This window comes from Pontibacter populi (assembly GCF_040278685.1).
Lineage (GTDB): Bacteria > Bacteroidota > Bacteroidia > Cytophagales > Hymenobacteraceae > Pontibacter > Pontibacter populi.
In genome coordinates this window covers 166074-187138 of sequence record NZ_JBEOKT010000007.1, presented here as the reverse complement: position 1 = coordinate 187138, position 21065 = coordinate 166074, and the positions used below count along the sequence as shown (strand labels likewise).

Here is a 21065-nt window from a genome sequence, read left to right as displayed (position 1 = left end):
TACATTAATTCGGAGTTATACTTTCTACTAAAAATAACCAGCCCTTCAGACAAGGGTCATAACATGTAAAAAAGGACTGTATATGCTTTATATACAGTCCTTTTTTACATGTATCTATAGTTCGGCTACATAGGTAATCCGCCAACTATAAGCACTTACCTAAACGAGTAGAACTATAGTTAGTGCGTAAGAGTGGAGCTTACCTGGAAACCTAATTTCCGTGGCTGCGTGATCACATTTTCGTGTTTCTGTTTTAGGGTAATACGCTCTATGTCGCTCACATCCTGCCCCATTAGGTCGTTATTTACGGCGGCCACCATAGCGCTTTCAATTATCAGGCGCAGTGTTTTGTTGTTGATGACATTCTGGGCAATGCGGTCGTAAGGCAGTTCCATCTGCTTCACGCCCTCAATTACAAAGTGGCGGTCTATGTTTATCAGCATGCGGCCAACAAGGTAACCAGGGTCATCCATGCGGTTGTACTTTATAGTATCAGCCATAAAGTTGTAAGCCATTATGTGCCCGAAAAACCTGCGCCTGAAATCTTCTTCTATATAATCGTTCTTCATCAGTTCATAGTCTTCCGGAAAAGTGATGATGTTGGTGTGCATGATGAACATGAGCAGGTCGCCGGAGAACTTTACATGAAACTCAAATTCGCTAACGTTCTTGTATTCGATAATTACATCAGCGTCTTTTTTGGTTATGCGGGTGGTCAGTTTTTTCACTATATCCTGGGCTATCTCCTTCATCCTGTCGAAAGTAGCTTTTGTGTTGCGGTAAATAGCCTGCTTGGTTACAGATTTCTGATGAAGTCCATTTATAATATCGGTGAGTCTTTCTTCTGATGCTGCCATTGCTTTTAGTGCTCCGTAGTTTGATAGATTTTACAGCAGAAACTGCTAAAGAGTTATAAAATATAGTTTTTAAGGACGTGTAATTATAGTTGCTACCTTACGCTTTATACGCGGGTGGAGGTGTCAGCTGAACCGGATCCTCATCCCCTACCCTAAAAGCGACCTGCCGTACACCAGGCTTAGTATCAGCATGTTTCAGCAACATTTGCCTGGCTTGAGGCAGCTCAAATACATCGGCAACAGAGTTCACCGCGCCAGCCGGCACATGCAGTTTATGCAGAGTTTGTAACAGTTGATCCTGGTCCATATTTTTTATCAGTTGGCGCAACAGTTCGTTCAGTTCCTGGCGGTGTTGCACCCGGCTATAGTTGGTTTTAAACTTTGCATCCTGCGCTATTTCAGGAGTTCCCAATGCCTTAGATAACCGTTCAAACTGCCTGTCGTCGCCAATAGCAAGCACCAGTTGTTTGTTATCCCGAGTGTTGTAAACAGTGCCATACGGAACTATGCTTGGGTGTTCGGAACCTATGCGTTGCGGGTTTTGCCCTGCCACCAGCCAGTTTGTTGCCTGGTTGGCCAGCGCCGAAACAGCTGCCTGCACCAACGACACCTGCACATACTGGCCCTGCCCGGTCCGCTCGCGTTGCACCAGCGCTACCAGCAAACCTTCTTTTAATTGGTGCGCAGCCAGTAAATCCATCAACGCGACCGGCATTTTAGTTGGTTCTCCTCCCGACTCACCGTTTAGGTACATAAACCCAGTTTCGGCTTGTATCACCGCATCATAACCTGCTCTTTCATCCTCAGGGCCATAGCCTGTTAAGTGTCCGTAGATCAGTGTTGGATTTATAGTTTGCAGGGTTTTATAGTCTACCTGCAGCTTTTCGGCATCACCGGGTTTATAGCTGGCTATCACCATATCGGCTTGTTTTACCAAACTATAGAGTTGCTCCAGATCACTATTCTGGCTTAGGTTTAGCGGCAACGATTCTTTGCCCCAGTTTGCAGCACAAAAGTAAGCCGGTGTGTCTGTGTTAGCAGGCTCAGATTTGAGTTTCCAGCGGCGGGTTACGTCGCCGTTAGTAGCAGCGTTCTCTATCTTTATAACCCGTGCCCCAAGCTCCGCAAAAAACTGCCCTACACTCGGCCCGGCCAGCACACTTGCCAGTTCCAGCACCAGCATGTCTTTACATATCATGTTGTTCAGGTATTTTTAACCGCTCTACGTTTGCTCAAACTTCGCGAAATATTTTTAATGATGGTGAAGTAGTTTTTAGGGAAAAGGATTACCAGCTATAGATGATCTTTATAAAACAGGTTGATGACTCTGATTTAACTTTCAGTAATAGTTACTGGCAAACTATAGTTTCTATCACGATCATAGCTATAGTTACTGCTGCCAACTATAAAGCAAAAAGGCTCTCCTGCCGAAGCAGAAGAGCCTTTTGATTAAATCTTTTAAACTTTACCCGTTACAACAGAAAAAACAGGGCATTGATAATATTCAAGCCAAGAAGCAGGTAGAAATTTGGTGAATCTTGTATAGCCTTTTTCATATATAAACTAATAACTGTAAATGAAGTCTTTTTTGGGATGCAGCATTTGCTACATTTTCATCTTACGCCGGGCTATACCAAATGTTACATTTAAATATAACTTTTTATATACTTAAGATTATGCATAAATATACATATAGTACTATATATTATATTCAACATCAATAAATATGCATTAAAAAGCTTTAAAAGCAGTATTAAGTACTAAATATACATTTTTATATATTTTGCACTTAGTTAATTTTAATTCAATTATTTATAATATTAATACCTTAAAGTTTATATCGCCAGCTGCCAGTAACTATAGCTTTATATAGAAATGATGGCAAAATAATTTATCTTTACCATAGACCTGCTGAATTTAGTACGAAGCGGGTGCTTACAGTTTGTATATAAAAACGATAACCTTGAATTTTCATTCATTTAATTTACACGAAGACGTTGTTACAGGTATAGAATCGATGGGGTACAACACCCCTACACCTATACAGCAGCAGGCCATACCTCTTATTTTAGAAAAGAAAGACCTGATTGCCTGCGCCCAGACGGGCACCGGTAAAACAGCAGCTTACCTGCTCCCGCTTATCGACCGGATATCGCATGCCAACGCCACACATACCAGTACCCTTATACTTGTGCCAACCCGCGAACTTGCCAAACAGATTGATGAGCAGGTGGAAGGCCTCGGTTATTTTGCCCCGGTTAGCTCCATTGCTATTTATGGCGGTAACAAAGGCGGCGAATGGGACCAGCAGAAACGCGCCCTTACAAGCGGTGCCGATATTATTATTGCCACGCCCGGCCGACTGATGTCGCATATGGCACTGGGCTATGTAAAACTGGACCAACTGGACTACCTGGTACTGGATGAAGCAGATAAAATGCTGGACATGGGCTTTATGGATGACATCCTGAAGATCGTGCGCCAGTTGCCTGCTAACCGCCAGACACTGCTTTTCTCGGCTACTATGCCTAAAAAGATACGCGACTTGGCCCAGCAGATCCTGAACAAACCAGAGGAGATAAACCTGGCCGTATCAAAGCCTGCTGAAAAGATCGATCAGCGCATGTACCTGACGTTTGATAACCAGAAACTGCCTTTACTGGAGTATATTCTGCGTGAACTGGAGGTTCAGAACATGATCATCTTTACATCGCGCAAGTCCAATGTGGCCCAGATCGTAAGGTCGCTGCGTAAGATGGGTTTTGAAGCCGAAGGTATACAGTCTGACATGACGCAGGATGAGCGTGAAGCTGCCTTACGTGATTTCAAGAACAAGAAATACCAGGTACTGGTAGGTACAGATATTCTTTCGCGTGGTATCGACATCGACAACCTGAGCCACGTGCTTAACTTTGATATGCCACAGGATGCGGAAGATTATGTACACCGCGTTGGTCGTACGGCACGTGCAGCATCTACAGGTATGGCTATTACCTTTGTGAACGAGAAGGACATGTACCGCGTGCGCAAAGTTGAGCAACTGATAGAGCGTGAGATCCCGAAATTAGGCTTACCCGAAGACTTTGGCCCCGGCCCGGTTTACGACCCAAGCAAAAAGCAGGAACGTCCGCATGGTGGCAACCGCCCGGGACAAGGAAACAAAAACCGCTCAGGAGATAGAAACAAAGGCGGTAACCGCGACAGAAACAAGCCAAGAAGCGGCTCAAGACCTGAGCAGAAAGCCACTACCGGCGAAGCAGGTGCAACAGCAGAAAAAACAGGTAACGACAGGCCAATAAAGCCTTTTAAGCCACGCAATAGAAACAAAGGCCGTGGTCCTGCCGACAACTCAGCAACCCCGCAGTCAGCACCAACAGAATAAAAGCAAAACGCCGCCCCGAAAAATCAGGGCGGCGTTTCTTTTATAGTTCAAGCTATAGTTGCTGCACTAATGCTCCGGAAGTAGCGACGTCGTACACCGGGATATTCTTCTTACTCAGTTCAGCTTTCATTCGCTCGACGTACCAGGGCTTGTTACTGCCATCAAGAACTATAGTTTTAAAGTTAAAAGTTAGCAACGCTTCCGGTTTAAGACGAACATTCTGGCCAAGAACAATATAATCCAGCTCCATAGTTGTTAGAGGCTGCACTTTCAGCGGTTTCCAGATTAGCAGGATCTTCTTTCCCTCCCAAACAAGCAACTCATTTCCGTCGGGCAATATCTTAGAAATAACTCCGGTACTATTAGCTGGATTTTCTCCTACAAGTTTAACCGTTGGCGCTGAAACTCCCAGGTCCCACAAGTGCGCCTGTATATTGAAACTATAGTTCTGTTTATCAGCTGCCAGCAAACTATCTGCAACAAGTACCGCGTGTTGATTCTGGATAAAAGCCATGCCGGTGCTGCCGCGCAAACTATAGATCGTAATTAGCTTTTGGTTTTGCTGATCAATCATCTCCAGTATTTGATGCACCGAAAGCACACCAACTATAAGCGTGGCAAAAGCCAGATATTTCAACTTTTTACGAACCAGGAACAGTGTGAAAAGGGCCATCAAACTATAGAGCAACCACGATTGCAGCACCGAAATATCAAGACCATTTATAAGCGCATTCGGGAAAGTGGAAAGCAGCAGATTGATTTCGTTCATAAGCCAGATAGAGCCGAAGTGCAACGCAAACAGCAGGTCTGACAAATACGGAACCCAATGCAAGACCAACGCCAACAAGCCTGCATAAAGCCCGAAAGTAGAAACCGGCACTACCACAATGTTGGCCAACCAGAAATACACCGGAAACTGGTGAAAATAATAGATACCCAGCGGCAACGTGATCAGCTGCGCAGCCACAGCGATCGAGAAAAGCTCCCAGACCTTATCCAGCAACCTGTTGTTTATATCCAGCAAACTATAGATACCGGGATGGATTGCCACGATACCCAGCACCGCCAGGAACGACAACTGGAAACCAACATCAAACAGGAAATACGGATCGTAGAACAGCAACAGGAAAGCAACTATAGCCAGCGTGTTGTAAATGTTATGCCGCCTGCTCCAGACCATGGCGATCATCACCAAACTAAACATGAGCACTGCCCGCAACACCGAAGCCGATAAGCCTGTTACAAAAGCATACAACCACAGCAACGTTAGCACTATAATAACAAACACCAGCCGCTGACTTTTATTCAGGTTTATACTTTTAAACAGCAACAGGAACACGCCAAATATCAAGCCCACATGCATCCCCGAAACAGCTAGCACGTGCATGGTACCGGTAGCAGCATAACTGTCGCGTACGTCGTTATCCAGGTCATCTTTTACACCTAAAATAAGCGCTGTAGAGATGCCGGCTTCGCGCCTGTTTAACACATTTTCTTTTATAGTTTCTTCGAGGTAGCGGCGGATCTGTATGCTCAGGTAAAGCAGGAGATTAGGCGGATCGTTACCCAACTTTGTGAACTGGTGTACCTGCAGGTTTTGGCGGTGGTAAATGCCTTTCTGTTGCAGGTATGCTTTATAGTTGAATTGCTCAGGGTTAAGCGGCCCCTGCACTGGCAGCGGCGAACCTTTGATCAGCAGCTTATCGCCGTAGGTAAAGGTATAATCATCTGGTGTATCGTGTGGTACAGTAACCTGCACCTGCCCTATCGCTTTTTGCCAATTGCCATTTACCAGCACTTTATCTACGGCAAGTACTGTGCGCTGGTAGCCGGGTTTCTGGATAACATAATCGTTAACTATACCGGTATAGTAAGCAGGTTTTTGATTGAGGTTAGAAAGATGATCTGACTGTAAATGTGGAGTGCGAAGTTCGGTTACCCAGAAGCCTGCAGCAGCAAAACAGAACAGGCCAACTATACCAACCCAGGTGTTTATTTCTGCTGATCTATAGTTGCGGGAATAAAAATACAAACCCAGAAACAAGGCAATAAAAAAGGTGAAGACCTCAGGGGCAAACCTGAAACCTTCACCTATAGTGGTGTACACTAAAATACCCGCTATAAAACTAAGCGCAATCCTTAAAAACGGATATGGCGCCCATTGCAGCATTAGCCCGCAAATACCATTTTATAGTGTTGTATGTCGCATTCCGTAAACATATCGCCTTCGGTTTTAAAGCCGTTGCGCTTGTAAAAATTTACGGCCGGCAACTGAGCATTCAGGTATATCTTTTTGCCCGTCTGTTCCGCTTTCACATCGGTTAACACAGCTTTTAACACCTCTGCTCCCACCTGCTTATTACGATAATCAGACAGCACCGCAAATCGCTCCAGTTTTACACCATCGTCGGTAGTGCGCCAACGTGCTGCGCCGCAGGGCACACCTTCGTAAGTTGCCAGGTAGTGGTTTGCTGTACTTTCAAAAGCGTCATTTTCGGCATCGCGCGGTACCTGCTGTTCTTCAACAAAAACCTGCTCCCGTATCCGGAAAGCTTTCTTCAGGTCCTGCTCCTGCTTTGCTCTGGTAACCTGTATCATACACTATACCTGCGCGTTATTTCTGACACGCCTGTTATTTACAACCACACCATTTTTCTCGTCTTCTTCGGCCTGAGCATCGCGCTTGGCACGACGTTCTTCTTCCAGCTTGCTGTAGGCATTCACAATGTCTTTCACCAGTCTGTGACGCACCACATCATCTGCAGTCATCTCAACTACGCCAATACCTTTTACGCCCCGAAGAATATTAAGCGCCTCCATTAAACCGGAACGCTGGTTACGTGGTAAGTCAATCTGCGACCAGTCGCCGTTCACCATCAGTTTGGCATTCGGGCCCATACGGGTCAGGAACATCTTCATCTGGGCAGGCGTCGTGTTCTGGGCTTCATCCAGTAGCACAAATGCATTGTTAAGCGTACGGCCTCGCATGTAAGCCAGCGGCGCAATTTCAATGATCTTGTTTTCCTGGTAATACTTCAGCTTTTCAACCGGTATCATATCTTCCAGGGCATCATAGATCGGGCGCAGATACGGATCTACCTTCTCCTTCATATCGCCCGGCAGGAAACCAAGGCTTTCGCCTGCTTCAACCACTGGCCTGGAGATGATGATCTTCTTTACTTCCTTGTTCTTAAGCGCACGCACCGCCATCGCCACCGACACATAGGTTTTACCCGTACCGGCAGGCCCTAAGGCAAATACCAGGTCGTTCTTCTCAATGGCATCCACCAGTTTTTGCTGGTTAGGGGTCTTCGCTTTTATAACGCCACCTTTCGAGCCATACACGATCACATCCGGGGAGGTAACTATAACTTCTTCATCGGTAAAAGAATCAGAAGAAAGGTATCTATTTACGCTGTTATGCGTAATCTTCCCGAACTTGTGGTAATGGTCTATCAGCGACGAAAGTATCTCATGGATCTTCGTAATCTCGGGCGTCTGGCCCTGAATTTTGATCTCGTTGCCTCTTGATATGATTTTGCTGCTCGGAAACGCGGCAGCGAGTTGTTTAATGTTCTGATTTTCGGTTCCCAAGAAGTCTATCAGGGAAATATTTTCGAGTGTTATTACTTTCTCTACCAAATGTTTAGCTCTTATATAGAATGTTGGTAATATTTTCTTTAATTTAAAGAAATTTGGTTTATATGATTACAAATTTATCTAAATTATAGTTCTAAAGATGGCTGTAATTACGTTTCTATCCGATTTTGGATATACTGATCATTATGTGGCTGCGGTAAAGGCGAAACTGCTTTCGCTGGACGCTGATTGTAAGATAGTTGACATTACCCATGCCATTGAGCCCTATAACATAGCCCATGCAGAGTATGTATTGGGTTCTGTTTACCAGGAGTTCCCGGAAGGCACTGTGCATTTGGTTGGTGTAGATACCCAGCGCAACAAAGACGGTAAGTTTCATGCTGCGCGGCACAAAGGGCACTTCTTCCTGATGTCTGACAACGGCCTGCTTTCGCTGATAACCGACGGCCAACCGGAACTGGTTGTAGAGCTGAATGCCGAAGACCCTTACCTGCCGTTCCCGGTGAAAGACCTGCTTGCGCCTGCTGCTGTGTACCTGGCCAAAGGAGGTGACATAGAGGTTTTAGGTGAACGCACATTCAACATCCGGCAGTTACTTAACCGCCAGCTACGCCTCAACGACCACTCCATTACCGGCCACGTCATACACGTAGACCGCTACGGAAACCTTATCACAAACATAACCCGCGACAGCGTAGATACTATTGCCCATGGCAGAACCTTTACTATCCATTTTGGCCGCGAAACCATAGGCCGCATCCACCCCAACTATAGCCACATCGACGACGGCGAATGCTGCTGCATTTTCAACTCTCAGAACCAGCTTTGCATCGGCATAAACAAAGGCCACGCGGCAGAGCTTTTAGGTCTGGGTTTCGACTCGCAGATAGACGTGCGCTTTTACCCGGGGAGTTAATTTTGAATGACTGAATAACTGAGTGATTGAATAAGGCAGGTATAAAAACTTAACTTTACTTTTACATTCAGTTATTCAAAATTCAATTATTCAACATTAAAGCTATGCTAATTCGCATCGTCAGGATGACATTTGTGCCGGAGAAGACCGGGGAGTTTTTAGAGATATTTCGTAGCTCAAAAGATAAGATCCGCGCTTTTGAAGGATGTAATCATGTAGAGCTTTTGCAGGACCTGAATCACCCTAACGTGTACAGCACCTATAGTTTGTGGGACTCCGAAGAACACCTGAACAACTACCGCGACTCCGAGCTTTTTGGCCAGGTTTGGAAAGCCACCAAAGCCCTTTTCTCCGATAAACCACAGGCTTGGTCGAATGTGCAGGTAGAAGTGTAAGATTTATAGACCTGGCAGCGTGCGCAGCCCCTGCTAGCGTCTGCTATTATTTTGGCATCCCGAGCATTCTTGAGGCGCGAGCCAAAGAGAGCGAGCGTAGCTGAGAAGGATCTTATATGTCCTATAGTTTACTTAACTGTCATTTCGAACAGCGTGAGAAATCTATCTCAGCTTATAGTTGATATTCTTTCCAACTTGAACCAAGCTATCCTTTCAAATCCCTTCCAATCCTGGGAGCTTTACTTACCTATCGTTTCAAATAACCTTTAGAGCCCTCATGGCCGGGAGGCGCCGTCTTCGGGCATCGCGCTGTGCGAATCTCTTTTGCTCCTTCGTCGCAATGCCCTACAGGCACCAGATATTCACAAGGCGCTCAACCCAAAGACTGAGATATTTCTCATAGCAACCAGCATCTATAGTTTGATACTATAAGCTTCGAGATTTATCGTGGTTGTATTTCCGTAGGGACAGGTCGCGACCTGTCCGTGCTACAGGCTGTAACTATAGAACTATAGTTTGAAAATTCTTAAAGGCCGAAAATTCCCCTCTTGAGAGGGGCAGGGGTGTGTTAATCATCTGCTATCGTCATAACACCTCCCTACCCTCCTCAAGGAGGGAATTTCTTGTAATAACAGAAAAGCTCCCCGCCTTGGACAAGGAGAGGGTCTGAGGGTAGTTGGACCACAGCAACTATAAAACAACAAATCCAGACTCTCGCACGACCTCCAGCTGTTACAAGGTCTTAGACATTGCATAAAACAAATCATAGTCTTTTACTGTACCTTTGCAGGTATAAACCATATGCTATTATCATTGAGATAAAGGCAAACTATAACTGACTATGAATTACTTTGAGCTATATAACCTGCCCGAGAGCTTTGTACTCGACGAAAAGGCACTTAAAAATACTTACTATAAACTGAGCCGCGAGTACCACCCGGACTTCTATGCCAACGAGCCCCAGGAAAAGCAACAGGAAATTCTGCAGCTCTCTACGCTTAACACCAACGCTTACCGCACCCTCTCCGACCAGGACCTGCGCATGCAGTATATTTTAAAAGAGCATGGCTTGCTGGAAGAAGGCGGCAAGAACGAACTGCCGGGCGAGTTCCTAATGGAGATGATGGAGATAAACGAGGAGCTAATGGAGCTGGAGTTCGATTTTGATGCAGCTAAATTCCACCAGATAAGCGAACAGACAATCGGTTTAGTTGCCCAACTCGACAACGACATTCTGCCGGTACTACAGCGCTACCCCGAACTACACGGCATCACCAAAGATGAAGCTCTGGACGAAGTAAAAACCTACTATCTAAAGAAAAAATATTTGTTGCGTATTCAGGAAACATTATCTAAGTTTGCAACCCGTTCCTGATAGAGGAACATGCCCAGATGGCGGAATTGGTAGACGCGTTGGTCTCAAACACCAATAACTTCGGTTGTGCCGGTTCGACCCCGGCTCTGGGTACTTTTAAACTATAAAAAGCCTTGCAGATGAAAATTTGCAAGGCTTTTTTGTTTTTGGGTGGCATGAATAAGCATTAGCATAAACCTATTGAAAAGAACTATTCATATTCTATCAGCCATCCATTCTTTTCCAACTCAGCGATGGACAATCTATAAAGCTTAGAATATTGGTTATTTTGCAGTAGGCTCTCCCAACTATATTTTTCAATTAATTTCTCATCAAAGAAGTAAACTCTCAAATTATTATCTTTTGACTCACTTTTAATATAATCCTCCCATCCTTCGCTGCCAACCATTGCTTCATTGATTTCGGACTTTGGTTTAATCATGCTACTTAAATCCCATATTGTATCCTGACCTTGTATGTATAATGGGGAGTAATGTAAAGAGTCATTACCAGAAATTACATAGAAAACATTCTCATCCGTTGAATTTATAATTTTAAGCCTTGTATCATGCGGATCACAACTTGAAGTGAAGAGCATTATGAATACAAAAAGAAAATTTAATAATCTCATAGTTATTTAGATAAGAGATAAAACCATAAAATCCTGGGGCAAATTCAGCTATTACTGGTATTGTCACCAACAATTCCAGTAATAGCTGTTTAAAACTGAAATTCGTCTTTTTGGGAATAGTTAAGGAAAAAACAACCTAATTACAAGGTATAAAATTCAATTATATACTAGAGCTACTGGATATGCAATAGAAGAAGGGTTTTATATTAGGTTAATAGTGACTTTCAGTCAATTATCCTTTGATATAACTTGGTATTTGTTAAAATTACCTGTTGATACTGAACATACAACTTACACACTTTATAAATATCAACTCACTAATCTGAATAATGCGATACTTTCCTCTGCTAGCCGCCCTGATCGGGTTTTTGCTCTCATCCTGCTCTTCTGATGAAACACCATTACCTGAATGTGGGATAGCTACTGTAACATATCAATCTACGCTACTAATGGGGCCTGAGTATCACACATATGACTCCAAAGGGCGTGTTAAGAGAATTGATATTAATGATAGGAAGTCCGAATACTATGAGGAATATAGCTATGAAGCAGACAGGATCTCAGTAACTGGCACGACAGTCAATGAAGACCCATATGTATACTTTCTAGATGAAAATGGTAGAATTAAAAAGGCTTTTAACTCCACATATAGTTATGACACAGAAGGATACTTGAGTGAAATTTATTCAGTTAGGGGAGAACAATATACACGCGTGACCTTTACTTATGTAGATGGGAATCTGCACAGCATACATACAATAGCTACTTATGCTACTCGGCAGCCAAGCGAGTATACACAAGTTTTCGAGTATTCTGAAGAGTTAGCAGAAGGCTTGGTTGCACTTAACCCTTTGAACGATACTGAACATGGTCGAGGTGTACTTGGCAATTATCTTGGGAAGGCATCCAAAAATTTGGTTGCCAAAAAAATATCGTCAGAAGCACCGTGGGAAGATCAGGTTACACCTTATACTTATACTAGAGATGAGTTAGGGAGGGTAATTTCAGTTCACCGCTTAATAGATAATATCATCCCTGCTGAGAAGTTTATCACCTATTCTTGTTTTTAATACTTATTTCTCAATCATAGTCGGTTTTATCACCAACTATAAAAATGAACAGCTTCTCCTCCATGTTGGTGAAAATAAATAGCAAAGGAATCAACAAAGTCAGAGTGAAGAACTATAAATAAACCTCTTGTTATAACACATCTAAGTATCACAAATCATTATAAACACAAGAGCCACTGAAATTCAGTGGCTCTTGTGTTTATAATTAGGTAATTCCTTATAGTTCTAAATTCTTTACATCTCTCAACTATAAGTCCATTCTAACTATACACCCTAATTTCCCTTCGCAGGCAGCATCAGTTCAAATTCCTTGCCTTGCGCTACAGTTAGAGCGTAATCTTTAATCCAGGGGTTGTAAAGACGCAGGGTTTTATAGTTGGTGCCTTGCTGCAACGCGTAGGCTGGCAGGTCGGTGATAGTAGATGTAACTTTAACGGTGCGGGTTGGCAGTGGCTGGTAACCTTCTCCTGCAGGCATATCAAACCTATACTTTTGTGGGTTACCCAGCACTTCTTTTAAGGCCAGTATACGGAACATGTACCGCGAGGTCTCGTCGTTGAGGTAAAGGTCATAATAGTTGTCTACGCCCTGCTGTTGCAGTGCACGGTCCAGGCCGCCCATGCCACGGTTATAAGAGGCAGCTGCGTTGGTCCAGGAGCCAAAGCGACCTTTCGCACTCTTCAGGTATTTTACGGCTGCCAGCGTGGCTTTACGCACATGGAAGCGCTCGTCTACTTCGCCGTTAACTATAAGGCCATATCCACGGGCAGTATCGGGCATAAGCTGCCAGAAACCCGCTGCCCCGGCCGGCGATGTAACCTGCCCAAACAAGCTTTCGGCAAGTGCCAGGTAAATAAAGTCTTCGGGTATATCGTTTTCCTTTAGTAAGGCTTTTATCTCGGGCTCGTAGCGTTGCATGCGTTTCAGGCCGAGCAAGGTGGTGGCGTGCAGGTAAGAGTTAACCAGAAGCTCACGGTCCAGGCGTTCTGCCACATCGGGCACATGTAACGGCACAGGCTCACCAGCAAAACTGAGTGTAGCAGGTACAACCGGAGATCGGATAACAGTTGTATTATTTTCCTCCCCTGCCGAAGCAAGCTTATTGTTACCAGCCGTAATTAGCTGCTGCTGACTAAACAGTTGCAGTCCAACCACTATAATCAGCGTGATAGCAATGTATTTCCATTTCTGTTGTGCCATAGCTTCCTCCTTCTCTCTTCAGAATATACGTTTAACGCTCTCCTTAAATTAGTAAAAATAACAGACCAATCAAAGAGACAACGTCCGGACGAGCTAAACAGTACTTTTAAAGTTCAAGTTGCATACTAAACGCATGGATTTCTTTCTCCCTAATTAAACGCCACCACAAGCAAAGCATAGGTTATTAATAATCAAACACTTACCCCTTAAGCTTCTCAGTAATCTCCTCCACCAGTTCATCGCTCCACTTACCGGCTATGGTTTCGTATTCAGATGCGCTCCAGCGTTGCAGGTACTCTTTTTCGAGCCAGGTGGTGTTCTTGTTTGGGCCTACCGTATAGTTGTCGTGTTCCAGTTTAAAGAGAAGGTCTTTGGTCATATCAAACGGTTCTACACCAGGTTTATTAAAACCTTCCAGCCTGATCTTCAGTCCAAGGTTCTGAATGTTCCCGTTCTCTATACTTACCTCTTTCTCAATGTCTGTAGGGTCTTTGGTCCATGTATCCAGCAGGCGTTCCAGCGTAAAGTTCTCAAACAGCTCTATAACAGGAGCAATATTGTTATGTATCTGCTGCCCAAGCGCGGGAAGTATGTCGTTGTATAGTTGCTGGATCGCTTGTTTATCGCGGGTGTGGCGTTCTTCCATAGTCTGATCTGATAATTAAATAATTTAACAACTTATACCCGCTCTATCACGATGTACCGGGCAGAGTAGCCGTTGCTTTTGTAAAGTAACTGCAGTGCCGAAATAAAAGACCTGTCTGCGGAAAAGTAGGATGGGTGGTTGTGCATCGGCTGGAGGTAATTTATATACCCGCCCGGGTTGTTGCGTTGCAAATAGGTGCGCACTTCTTTCTCCTGTACTTCGGCAAGCGCTTTTGCCAATACCACACGCTGTAAATACCGCCTCCCCGACTGCATACTCTGGTAATCCGGGAACGCATAAAGCTTGTAGTAAGCGCTAAGTTTTACGGAGTTCATAGCAACTAAAATGGCAGCACCTGGCAACTATAGTTGGAGTGTCTACTTTAAATAAATGCGGAAAATGGAGCCTTTGCCCAGTTCGCTTTCAAATTCTATATGCCCATCGCAGTTCTCTACAATACGCTTAACTATAGCCAGCCCTACTCCTGTGCCATCCACATGCGAGTGAAGGCGCTTAAACATGCCAAATACTTTAGCCTGGTCTTCTTTTTTAAGGCCAAGGCCGTTGTCCTGCACGGTTAGCAGCACACCACCTTCTGTAGGCGTGGTAATTATCTTTATCTCAGGTTTGCGGTCCGGGGAGCTATACTTAATGGAGTTAGAGACCAGGTTATAGATGATGCTGCGCAGGTTCTTTTTGGAAAATAACATTTCCGGTGCCTGTGCGAAATCATCAACTATAGTTGCCTCATAGCTTTTGATCAGGTCCTTGATGTTGAGCTTTACATCATCCAGTATCTCTTTAAAGTGCACGATGTCTTCTTCGGTAGCTTCTTCATACTGCACTTTGGCAACTTCTGTCAGGTCAAGCAAGGTGCTTTTAAAGCGGCACACCGAGTCATCTATCATGTTCAGGATAGGCGTAACATCCGACAACTCAAGATTTTTTTCCTGCAGTGTTTCGTGCAGCGCCTTCATCAGTCCTTCTATGTTATTGATAGGTGCTTTCAGGTCGTGCGACGCGGTATAGACAAAGTTATCGAGGTCTTTATTTACACGGGTAAGCTCTTTGGTGCGCTCTTTCACGCGCTCTTCCAGTTCCTGGTTTATCTCCAGGGTAAGCTTATTTACTTTCTCCAGCTCTTTCTTCTGCAGGTAGAATTTAACGAAAGTAGATACCTTGGCTTTGGTAATGAACGGGTGCAATGGTTTGAAAAGGAAATCTACGGCACCAGCCTCAAAGCCTTCAATTACGTGCGCATCCTGCTCGTTTATAGCCGTCACAAATATGATCGGAATATCCCTGGTTTTAGAAATATCGCGTAGGTAACGTGCTACTTCGTAGCCATTCATGCCGGGCATCTGCACATCCAGCAATATCAGGGCAAGCTCTTCCTGCAACGCAATCTTCAGGGCCTCTTCGCCGGAATTGGCAAAAAGATACGTGATATGTTCATCTTCCTTAGAAAGTAAACTTTCCAGGCTAACCAGGTTTTCCGCCCTGTCATCCACTAACAGGATCTTTACCTGATACAAGCCAGATTCTAATTCCAGAGGTGTAAGATGTTGATCAGTGATCATGTAAGGAAAGTAAAAATGCTTGTATTTGATCTAACTTCATGACAGTGCAACCGGGTATAAGCTCGATAGCTGCTAAAGGCATGGTTTCAATTTCAGCCTCGTCAGGGTCCTGCACAATGGTAGTACCTTGTTTCTCAAAGATATGCTTTAATCCCGAACTTCCGTCTTTACTGGCACCACTTAATAGTATACCTACTGTGTTATGGGCATAAACATCAGCAGCGCTTGTAAAGGTAACATCTATAGAAGGCCGCGAATAATTCTCAAGTTCCGAGTCATCCAGCGAGAACGTATGGTCTTTTTCCAGCAGCACATGGTAGTTGGATGGCGCCAGGTACACGTGGCCCAGCAAAAGCATTTCCTTCTCCTCTACCTCTACCGCTTTCAGTGCTATTTTATGCTTAAACACTTCCTGCAGGTTGCCGTCATAGTTCCGTAACCGGTGCAACACCAGTATAATGGGTATGCTATAGTTTGCCGGCAGCGCCTTCAGTATAGTTACCGAAGCCTGTATTCCGCCCCAGGAGCCTCCCATTACGATGACTTTGGATGACGTTTCCATCAGTTGCTTTTGCGGTAAATCCGGTTATTCCTGTCCACAAAGTTATAGTTGCTGCTAATCTCCGACATAGCCAGGGTCTCTTTTTTACCGAGCGCCAGGTAGCCTAAGCTCACCATACTTTCATCAAAAAGCCTGAACACCCGTTCCTGCAACTCACGGTTAAAATATATCAGCACGTTGCGGCACAAGATCAGGTGAAACTCATTAAAAGAGAAATCGGTGGCCAGGTTGTGCGGATAGATGACCACATTTTTTACCAGCGACGAGTCGAACTTTACGCTGCCATAGTTGCTGCTATAGTAGCTCGAGAATTCCTGTTTGCCTCCTGCTGCGTAGTAACCCGATGTATAAGCCGGCATGTTCGCTGCTGAAAATATCCCTTCTTTTGCCTGCTTCAGCACTTTCTGGTTTATATCGGTCGCGTAGATCTTGGTCCGGTCCAGCAGCCCTTCTTCTTTTAAAAGTATAGCCAGCGAGAAAAGCTCCTCCCCGGAAGAGCAGCCCGCATCCCATATCTTAATAAACGGATACGTACTAAGTATAGGCAACACATTCTCACGCAAAGACAGGAAGAAAGCCGGGTCGCGGAACATCTCGGTAACATTTACCGTGATCTCCTGCAGGAAATTCTCAAAGAAATAACTATCCGTAAACAGCTCTTTCCGCAAAGCCTCCATCGATGTTAAATGCTTCTGCGACAGAAACCGTTTGATCCTCCGGTACACCGATGCGCGGGCATACCCACCGAAATCATACCCGTACTGCGCATGGATATCTTTGATTAGTGCCTCTACATCCTCCTCAAAATGCTCCTCGTTCTCAAGCTTCATACAGCCAAACCCGCATTAAGGTGAGCAACTTGTCGGTATCTACAGGTTTTGGTATGTAATCTGAGGCACCTGCTTCCAGGCACTTCTCCTTATCTTCTTTCATGGCTTTTGCGGTAAGCGCTATTATTGGCAGCTGCTTAAAACGAGAGATAGCCCTGATTCGTTTTGTTGCTTCAATCCCGTCCATTTCCGGCATCATCACATCCATCAGCACCATGTCTATCCCCTTCTCTTCTTCCAGTTTCTGTAATGCCTCTTTGCCATCGTAGGCCACTACTACCTCCATGCCGTGCAGTTCCAGCAGACTGCTCAGCGAGTAAATATTGCGCACATCATCGTCTACTACCAGCACTTTCTTATCGCGCAGCACCTCTTCCGGCACATGCAGCTTCATCTTAAACTCCTTACCCGATGGCAACTTCTGGTTTACCTTGTGCAGGAACAGCTGTACTTCATCCAGCAGGCGCAGGTACGAGTATTCGTTTTTGATGATGATGGTGTTGGCAAACTCTTTCAGGGCAGTTTCCTCCTCCTCGTTCAGGTCTTTGCCCGAATAGATGATGATCGGAATATCAGATAGACCGGTCTGCGATTTGATCTTCTTCATCCAGTCGTAGCCTTTCATGCCCGGCAGGTTGAGGTCAAGTATAATACAGTCCACTTTCTGCTTGGCCAGTATCTGTTCCGCTTCCTCCGCCGAGTAAGCCGACGTAGATTTAAGACCATGCGCCAGCAACAACTCAGATACAGCCCGGTTCTCGATCTCGTTATCCTCCACGATCAGGATATTCTCGATAGATGCCCCGGAAGTGGTAGAGATAGTCGTAAAAGCTTTGTTAAGCATTTCCAACGTTACCGGTTTTGGCAGGTATTCTTCGTTGTTACCGTGTTCGCCTATCACCTCTTTGTCGTAAGCCGACATCACGTGCACGTTTATGTGACGCAATTCCTTATCTTCCCTAACCTGCCGCAGCACATCCCAGCCACTTACATCCGGCAACTGAATATCGAGCAGCATGGCATCGGGCTTGGTTTGGCGGGCCAGTTTAAGACCATCGCTTCCGGTATAGGCCTGGTGTACTTTAAAGTTTTTGGCGGCAGCAAAATCAGCCAAAATATCACTAAAGCCTTTGTCGTCTTCCACGATCAGTACAGAGATATCTTTCTTACCCTGCTGCTCCATTTTGTGGAATACCTGGTTGAGGCCATCCAGTTTACTTTCCTGCCTGTTAGGTGTTGCAAAACTGGTCGCTTCTACTCTCCTGGTTAGTTCCGGTTGCTTGGCTGTTATAGTTTGTGGCACTCTTGGCAGGTATAAAATAAAGGTACTGCCCTTGCCCGGCTCACTTTCAAGTATAATTTCGCCGCCTAGTAAGGTTGCCAGTTCTTTGCTTATAGTTAAGCCAAGGCCGGTTCCGCCATACTTGCGTGTAGTTGAGGTATCTGCCTGCTGGAAGGCCTCGAATACCACATCCTGTTTCTCTTTAGCTATACCTATACCTGTATCCCGCACCGCAAAAGCTACGATGTCTGTCTGCTCGCGTAATTGCTCTGATCTGAATTTAGGCTTGCGGGTAACCGGGTAAATCGCCAGCTCCACTTCCCCACCCTGTTCTGTAAACTTCATAGCATTGCCGATGAAATTCTTCAGGATCTGCTCTAACCTGAAACGGTCAGTAACAATGGTATCAAAACCGCCCGGTGTGTATGTCTCTTTAAAGTGTATCTTCTTTTTGGCAGCCATTTCGCGGAACATAGGCTCCATCGACAGGGCTTCCAGTTTCACTTCGTCCGTCTCCAGCTTTATCATACCCGACTCAATCTTCGACAGGTCCAGTATCTCGTTGATCAGTTTCAGCAGATCGTTACCAGACTTGTGAATGATCTGTGCATGGTCGATCTGTTTTGTAGATAACGTGTTCTCGGTATTATCGGCAAGCAGCCTGGAAAGTATAAGTATACTGTTAAGCGGCGTGCGCAATTCGTGGCTCATGTTTGCCAGGAAATCACTTTTATACTTACTTACCGTTTCAACCTGCTGTATCTTCAGTTCAATGGCTTCACGGGCATCTTCCAGGGCTTTGTTCTTACCACTCAGGGCTTCGTATTGCTCTTCCAGCAGTTGTGCTTTCTCCTCCAGTTCGGCATTCTTTTCCTGCAGTTCTTCCTGGTTCACACGCAGTTCTTCTTCTGATGCTTTCAGTTCGGCATTCAGCTGTCTGAGTTCTTCCTGCTGTGTTTCCAGTTCTTCAGCCTGGTTCTGCGTTTCGTAGAGCAATTCCTGGGTTTGCAGGTGCGCTTTCAACGTATAGATCAGTACTGAAATACGCTCTGCAGCAGAGTCGAGCAGGCGGCGCTTTACCTCGTTGTAAGGCTGACGGGAAGCAAGTTCCAGGGCCCCGACAATGGTATTACCAAAGTAAAGCGGCAAAATGATAACAGTAGCCGGCTCAATGTCTGAAAGACCTGTCCGGATGCGAAGATATTCTTCAGGCACCTGTTCCAGCACTTTTACTTTTCTTTCCTTAACGGCCTGCCCTACTTTCCCATTACCTATCTCGAAGGATGGCAATTGTTCTTTGTTCTGCTGCACGCCATACCCTGCAACAGGCTGTAGTTTACCTCCATCATTGTGCAGGTATAGAACGCCCGCATCCGAATCGGTATAGTTGCAGAGATAGGAAAGCGCAAGGGATGACACTTTTTCCAGGGAGTCCTCCCCGCCCATGAGGTTGCTCAGTTCAGCTACACCTGTCAGTACCCAGTTACGGTTGGCATTTTCTGTCGTGAAAGATTGTAGGTTATCCTTCATGTCTTTGATGGCATAGCTCAGCACATCCTCATCACTCTGCACCGCCACTTCCACATCGTACCTGCCCTGCCCGATAGCCTGCGCCACCTGCGACAGCGAAACCGTTTTATTCAGCACACCCTGGAAAGACGAAGCCACGCTCCCGATCTCATCCTTGCTATCAATATCAATTGTTACATTAGTAGCCCCCAGTTTAATGCGGTCTGCAGCGGTCTTAAGCTTGGATAGGGAGGTGGAAATAAGGTTAATTATGTAGATGGAAAGGAAACCTGTAAGCGCAAGTATACAAATCATCCCAACTATCAGCAGCGTCAGGGTTTGCTCTTTCCGGCTTATCTCTTCCTTCACTTGCTTCCCGATCCTGTTAATAAGCTGCTTTTCTGCTACTCTATAGTCTTCTATACTTTGTGTAAATAAGTTAAAGGTAGTTGTTTGATCATAAGCCGACATATCAGTAGCAGGCTCATTCTCTATTGCCTGAAGTATACCGGCCATTTTCTTATAGTTCTCAGAGGCCAGGATATTTTGCACATCCGTTAAAGACGCAACATCCGCATACCTTATAAAACTCTCTAATGCCGAATTATAAAAATCGTATTGGCTATTAAGCTGTGCGTAGCTCTTGATCGAAAACTCTTCATCCTGAATAGCCATTATCACCAAGCTCCTAATCCTGGCTAGTTGTATCTTGGTCTCTGCCAGGTTCCTGAAACTTGTCAGTTGCTTTCCGATCTCTACGTTGCTGATACCTGTTGCATTCGCATCCATCCTGTTCAGGAAGTCAAAGATCAGGCTGGTAGAATATTGCCTGAAATCTGCAACATCCAACTTGTTCTTATCCAGGTCGTCACGGTATTTTCTGATCTCATCCAATTTAGAAAGCTCGGGCAGCGTTAACCCGGAAGCTATGAGAAACTCTTTTAACTCACGTTCTGCCGCATCTGTTAACCGCCGTTGTGATTTCGCTTCAACCAGGAAGGTATTATTTCCTCCGGCCGCTGCCAGAATACGCGCACGCTCTTTCTGAAAAGCATGGATCAGCGCTGATATTTTTTCAGACTCTTCTAACTGTACTGCTTCCTGTTTCAGTTGCTCATTCTCTTCTATCTCGACGCTGACAGTAGAAACTACAAAGTATATAAGCGGAAATAACAACAGGGAAAGCAGCAATAACAGCTTATCTCTGATCTTTAAATTTCTTATAATATTCATCTAGGGTGGTTAAATTCA

19 protein-coding genes and 1 tRNA gene are annotated in these 21065 nt (G+C 45.0%); 7 read left to right on the top strand and 13 right to left on the bottom strand.

Translation table 11 applies throughout. The annotated features are described in order from the left end of the window. Positions 1-179: 179 nt before the first annotated feature. Both ABS362_RS10270 and ABS362_RS10265 read right to left on the bottom strand, forming a co-directional pair. On the bottom strand, positions 180-857 hold the full coding sequence (locus tag ABS362_RS10270) for a hypothetical protein (RefSeq protein ID WP_350412378.1): 678 nt from the start codon (positions 855-857) through the stop codon (positions 180-182). A gap of 97 nt (positions 858-954) precedes the next feature. Then, the gene (locus ABS362_RS10265; protein ID WP_350412377.1) at positions 955-2055 is read right to left on the bottom strand and encodes a CaiB/BaiF CoA transferase family protein; all 1101 of its coding nucleotides are present in this window, start codon (positions 2053-2055) and stop codon (positions 955-957) included. A gap of 101 nt (positions 2056-2156) precedes the next feature. Between ABS362_RS10265 and ABS362_RS10260 the strand changes: the two genes are divergently transcribed. Together ABS362_RS10260 and ABS362_RS10255 are read left to right on the top strand one after the other, a co-directional pair. Continuing rightward, complete coding sequence (locus ABS362_RS10260) at positions 2157-2306, top strand: hypothetical protein (RefSeq protein ID WP_350412376.1); 150 nt, start codon at positions 2157-2159, stop codon at positions 2304-2306. Positions 2307-2820: 514 nt separating this feature from the next. After that, positions 2821-4239 carry a DEAD/DEAH box helicase gene (locus tag ABS362_RS10255; RefSeq protein WP_434086522.1) on the top strand — a complete coding sequence of 473 codons (1419 nt, stop codon included), beginning with the start codon at positions 2821-2823 and terminating at the stop codon, positions 4237-4239. Between the two features lie 52 nt (positions 4240-4291). On the opposite strand, the gene ABS362_RS10250 is transcribed toward ABS362_RS10255, so the two are convergent. The 3 genes from ABS362_RS10250 to ABS362_RS10240 form a co-directional block, all read right to left on the bottom strand. Then, positions 4292-6346, bottom strand: a complete 2055-nt coding sequence (locus ABS362_RS10250) for a ComEC/Rec2 family competence protein (RefSeq protein ID WP_350412375.1) — start codon at positions 6344-6346, stop codon at positions 4292-4294. Positions 6347-6408: 62 nt separating this feature from the next. Beyond that, complete coding sequence (locus tag ABS362_RS10245; protein WP_350412374.1) at positions 6409-6837, bottom strand: GNAT family N-acetyltransferase; 429 nt, start codon at positions 6835-6837, stop codon at positions 6409-6411. Between the two features lie 3 nt (positions 6838-6840). Then, positions 6841-7881 (bottom strand): PhoH family protein, encoded by a 1041-nt coding sequence (locus ABS362_RS10240; protein ID WP_350412373.1) that lies wholly within the window; start codon positions 7879-7881, stop codon positions 6841-6843. Positions 7882-7978: 97 nt separating this feature from the next. On the opposite strand from ABS362_RS10240, the gene ABS362_RS10235 reads away from it, so the two are divergent. The 4 genes from ABS362_RS10235 to ABS362_RS10220 all read left to right on the top strand — a co-directional run bounded on the left by ABS362_RS10235 (position 7979) and on the right by ABS362_RS10220 (position 10618). Then, a complete protein-coding gene (locus ABS362_RS10235) occupies positions 7979-8755 on the top strand; it encodes an SAM hydrolase/SAM-dependent halogenase family protein (protein ID WP_350412372.1) in 777 nt (258 codons plus the stop codon). Positions 8756-8859: 104 nt separating this feature from the next. Beyond that, positions 8860-9150, top strand: a complete 291-nt coding sequence (locus ABS362_RS10230) for a putative quinol monooxygenase (protein ID WP_350412371.1) — start codon at positions 8860-8862, stop codon at positions 9148-9150. 841 nt (positions 9151-9991) lie between these two features. Then, the gene (gene hscB, locus ABS362_RS10225; protein ID WP_350412370.1) at positions 9992-10525 is read left to right on the top strand and encodes a Fe-S protein assembly co-chaperone HscB; all 534 of its coding nucleotides are present in this window, start codon (positions 9992-9994) and stop codon (positions 10523-10525) included. Between the two features lie 11 nt (positions 10526-10536). Next, a tRNA-Leu gene (locus ABS362_RS10220) sits at positions 10537-10618 on the top strand. Positions 10619-10715: 97 nt separating this feature from the next. On the opposite strand, the gene ABS362_RS10215 is transcribed toward ABS362_RS10220, so the two are convergent. After that, the gene (locus ABS362_RS10215; RefSeq protein ID WP_350412369.1) at positions 10716-11135 is read right to left on the bottom strand and encodes a hypothetical protein; all 420 of its coding nucleotides are present in this window, start codon (positions 11133-11135) and stop codon (positions 10716-10718) included. Positions 11136-11464: 329 nt separating this feature from the next. Between ABS362_RS10215 and ABS362_RS10210 the strand changes: the two genes are divergently transcribed. Further along, entirely contained in the window at positions 11465-12205 is a 741-nt protein-coding gene (locus tag ABS362_RS10210; RefSeq protein ID WP_350412368.1) for a DUF4595 domain-containing protein, read from the top strand. A gap of 273 nt (positions 12206-12478) precedes the next feature. Here the strand turns inward: ABS362_RS10210 and ABS362_RS10205 are convergent, their stop codons facing one another. The 7 genes from ABS362_RS10205 to ABS362_RS10175 all read right to left on the bottom strand — a co-directional run bounded on the left by ABS362_RS10205 (position 12479) and on the right by ABS362_RS10175 (position 21047). Next, positions 12479-13405 carry a lytic transglycosylase domain-containing protein gene (locus ABS362_RS10205; RefSeq protein ID WP_350412367.1) on the bottom strand — a complete coding sequence of 309 codons (927 nt, stop codon included), beginning with the start codon at positions 13403-13405 and terminating at the stop codon, positions 12479-12481. Positions 13406-13604: 199 nt separating this feature from the next. Further along, positions 13605-14051 carry a hypothetical protein gene (locus ABS362_RS10200; protein WP_350412366.1) on the bottom strand — a complete coding sequence of 149 codons (447 nt, stop codon included), beginning with the start codon at positions 14049-14051 and terminating at the stop codon, positions 13605-13607. A gap of 32 nt (positions 14052-14083) precedes the next feature. Next, the gene (locus ABS362_RS10195; protein WP_350412365.1) at positions 14084-14386 is read right to left on the bottom strand and encodes a hypothetical protein; all 303 of its coding nucleotides are present in this window, start codon (positions 14384-14386) and stop codon (positions 14084-14086) included. A gap of 42 nt (positions 14387-14428) precedes the next feature. Further along, a complete protein-coding gene (locus ABS362_RS10190; protein WP_350412363.1) occupies positions 14429-15631 on the bottom strand; it encodes a sensor histidine kinase in 1203 nt (400 codons plus the stop codon). Further along, a complete protein-coding gene (locus ABS362_RS10185; RefSeq protein ID WP_350412361.1) occupies positions 15621-16193 on the bottom strand; it encodes a chemotaxis protein CheB in 573 nt (190 codons plus the stop codon). Before ABS362_RS10185 ends, ABS362_RS10190 begins: the two co-directional genes overlap by 11 nt. Further along, positions 16193-17023 (bottom strand): CheR family methyltransferase, encoded by an 831-nt coding sequence (locus ABS362_RS10180; RefSeq protein ID WP_350412359.1) that lies wholly within the window; start codon positions 17021-17023, stop codon positions 16193-16195. The genes ABS362_RS10185 and ABS362_RS10180 overlap by 1 nt, the downstream gene beginning before the upstream one ends. Beyond that, positions 17013-21047 carry a response regulator gene (locus ABS362_RS10175; RefSeq protein ID WP_350412357.1) on the bottom strand — a complete coding sequence of 1345 codons (4035 nt, stop codon included), beginning with the start codon at positions 21045-21047 and terminating at the stop codon, positions 17013-17015. The genes ABS362_RS10180 and ABS362_RS10175 overlap by 11 nt, the downstream gene beginning before the upstream one ends. Positions 21048-21065: the final 18 nt, after the last annotated feature.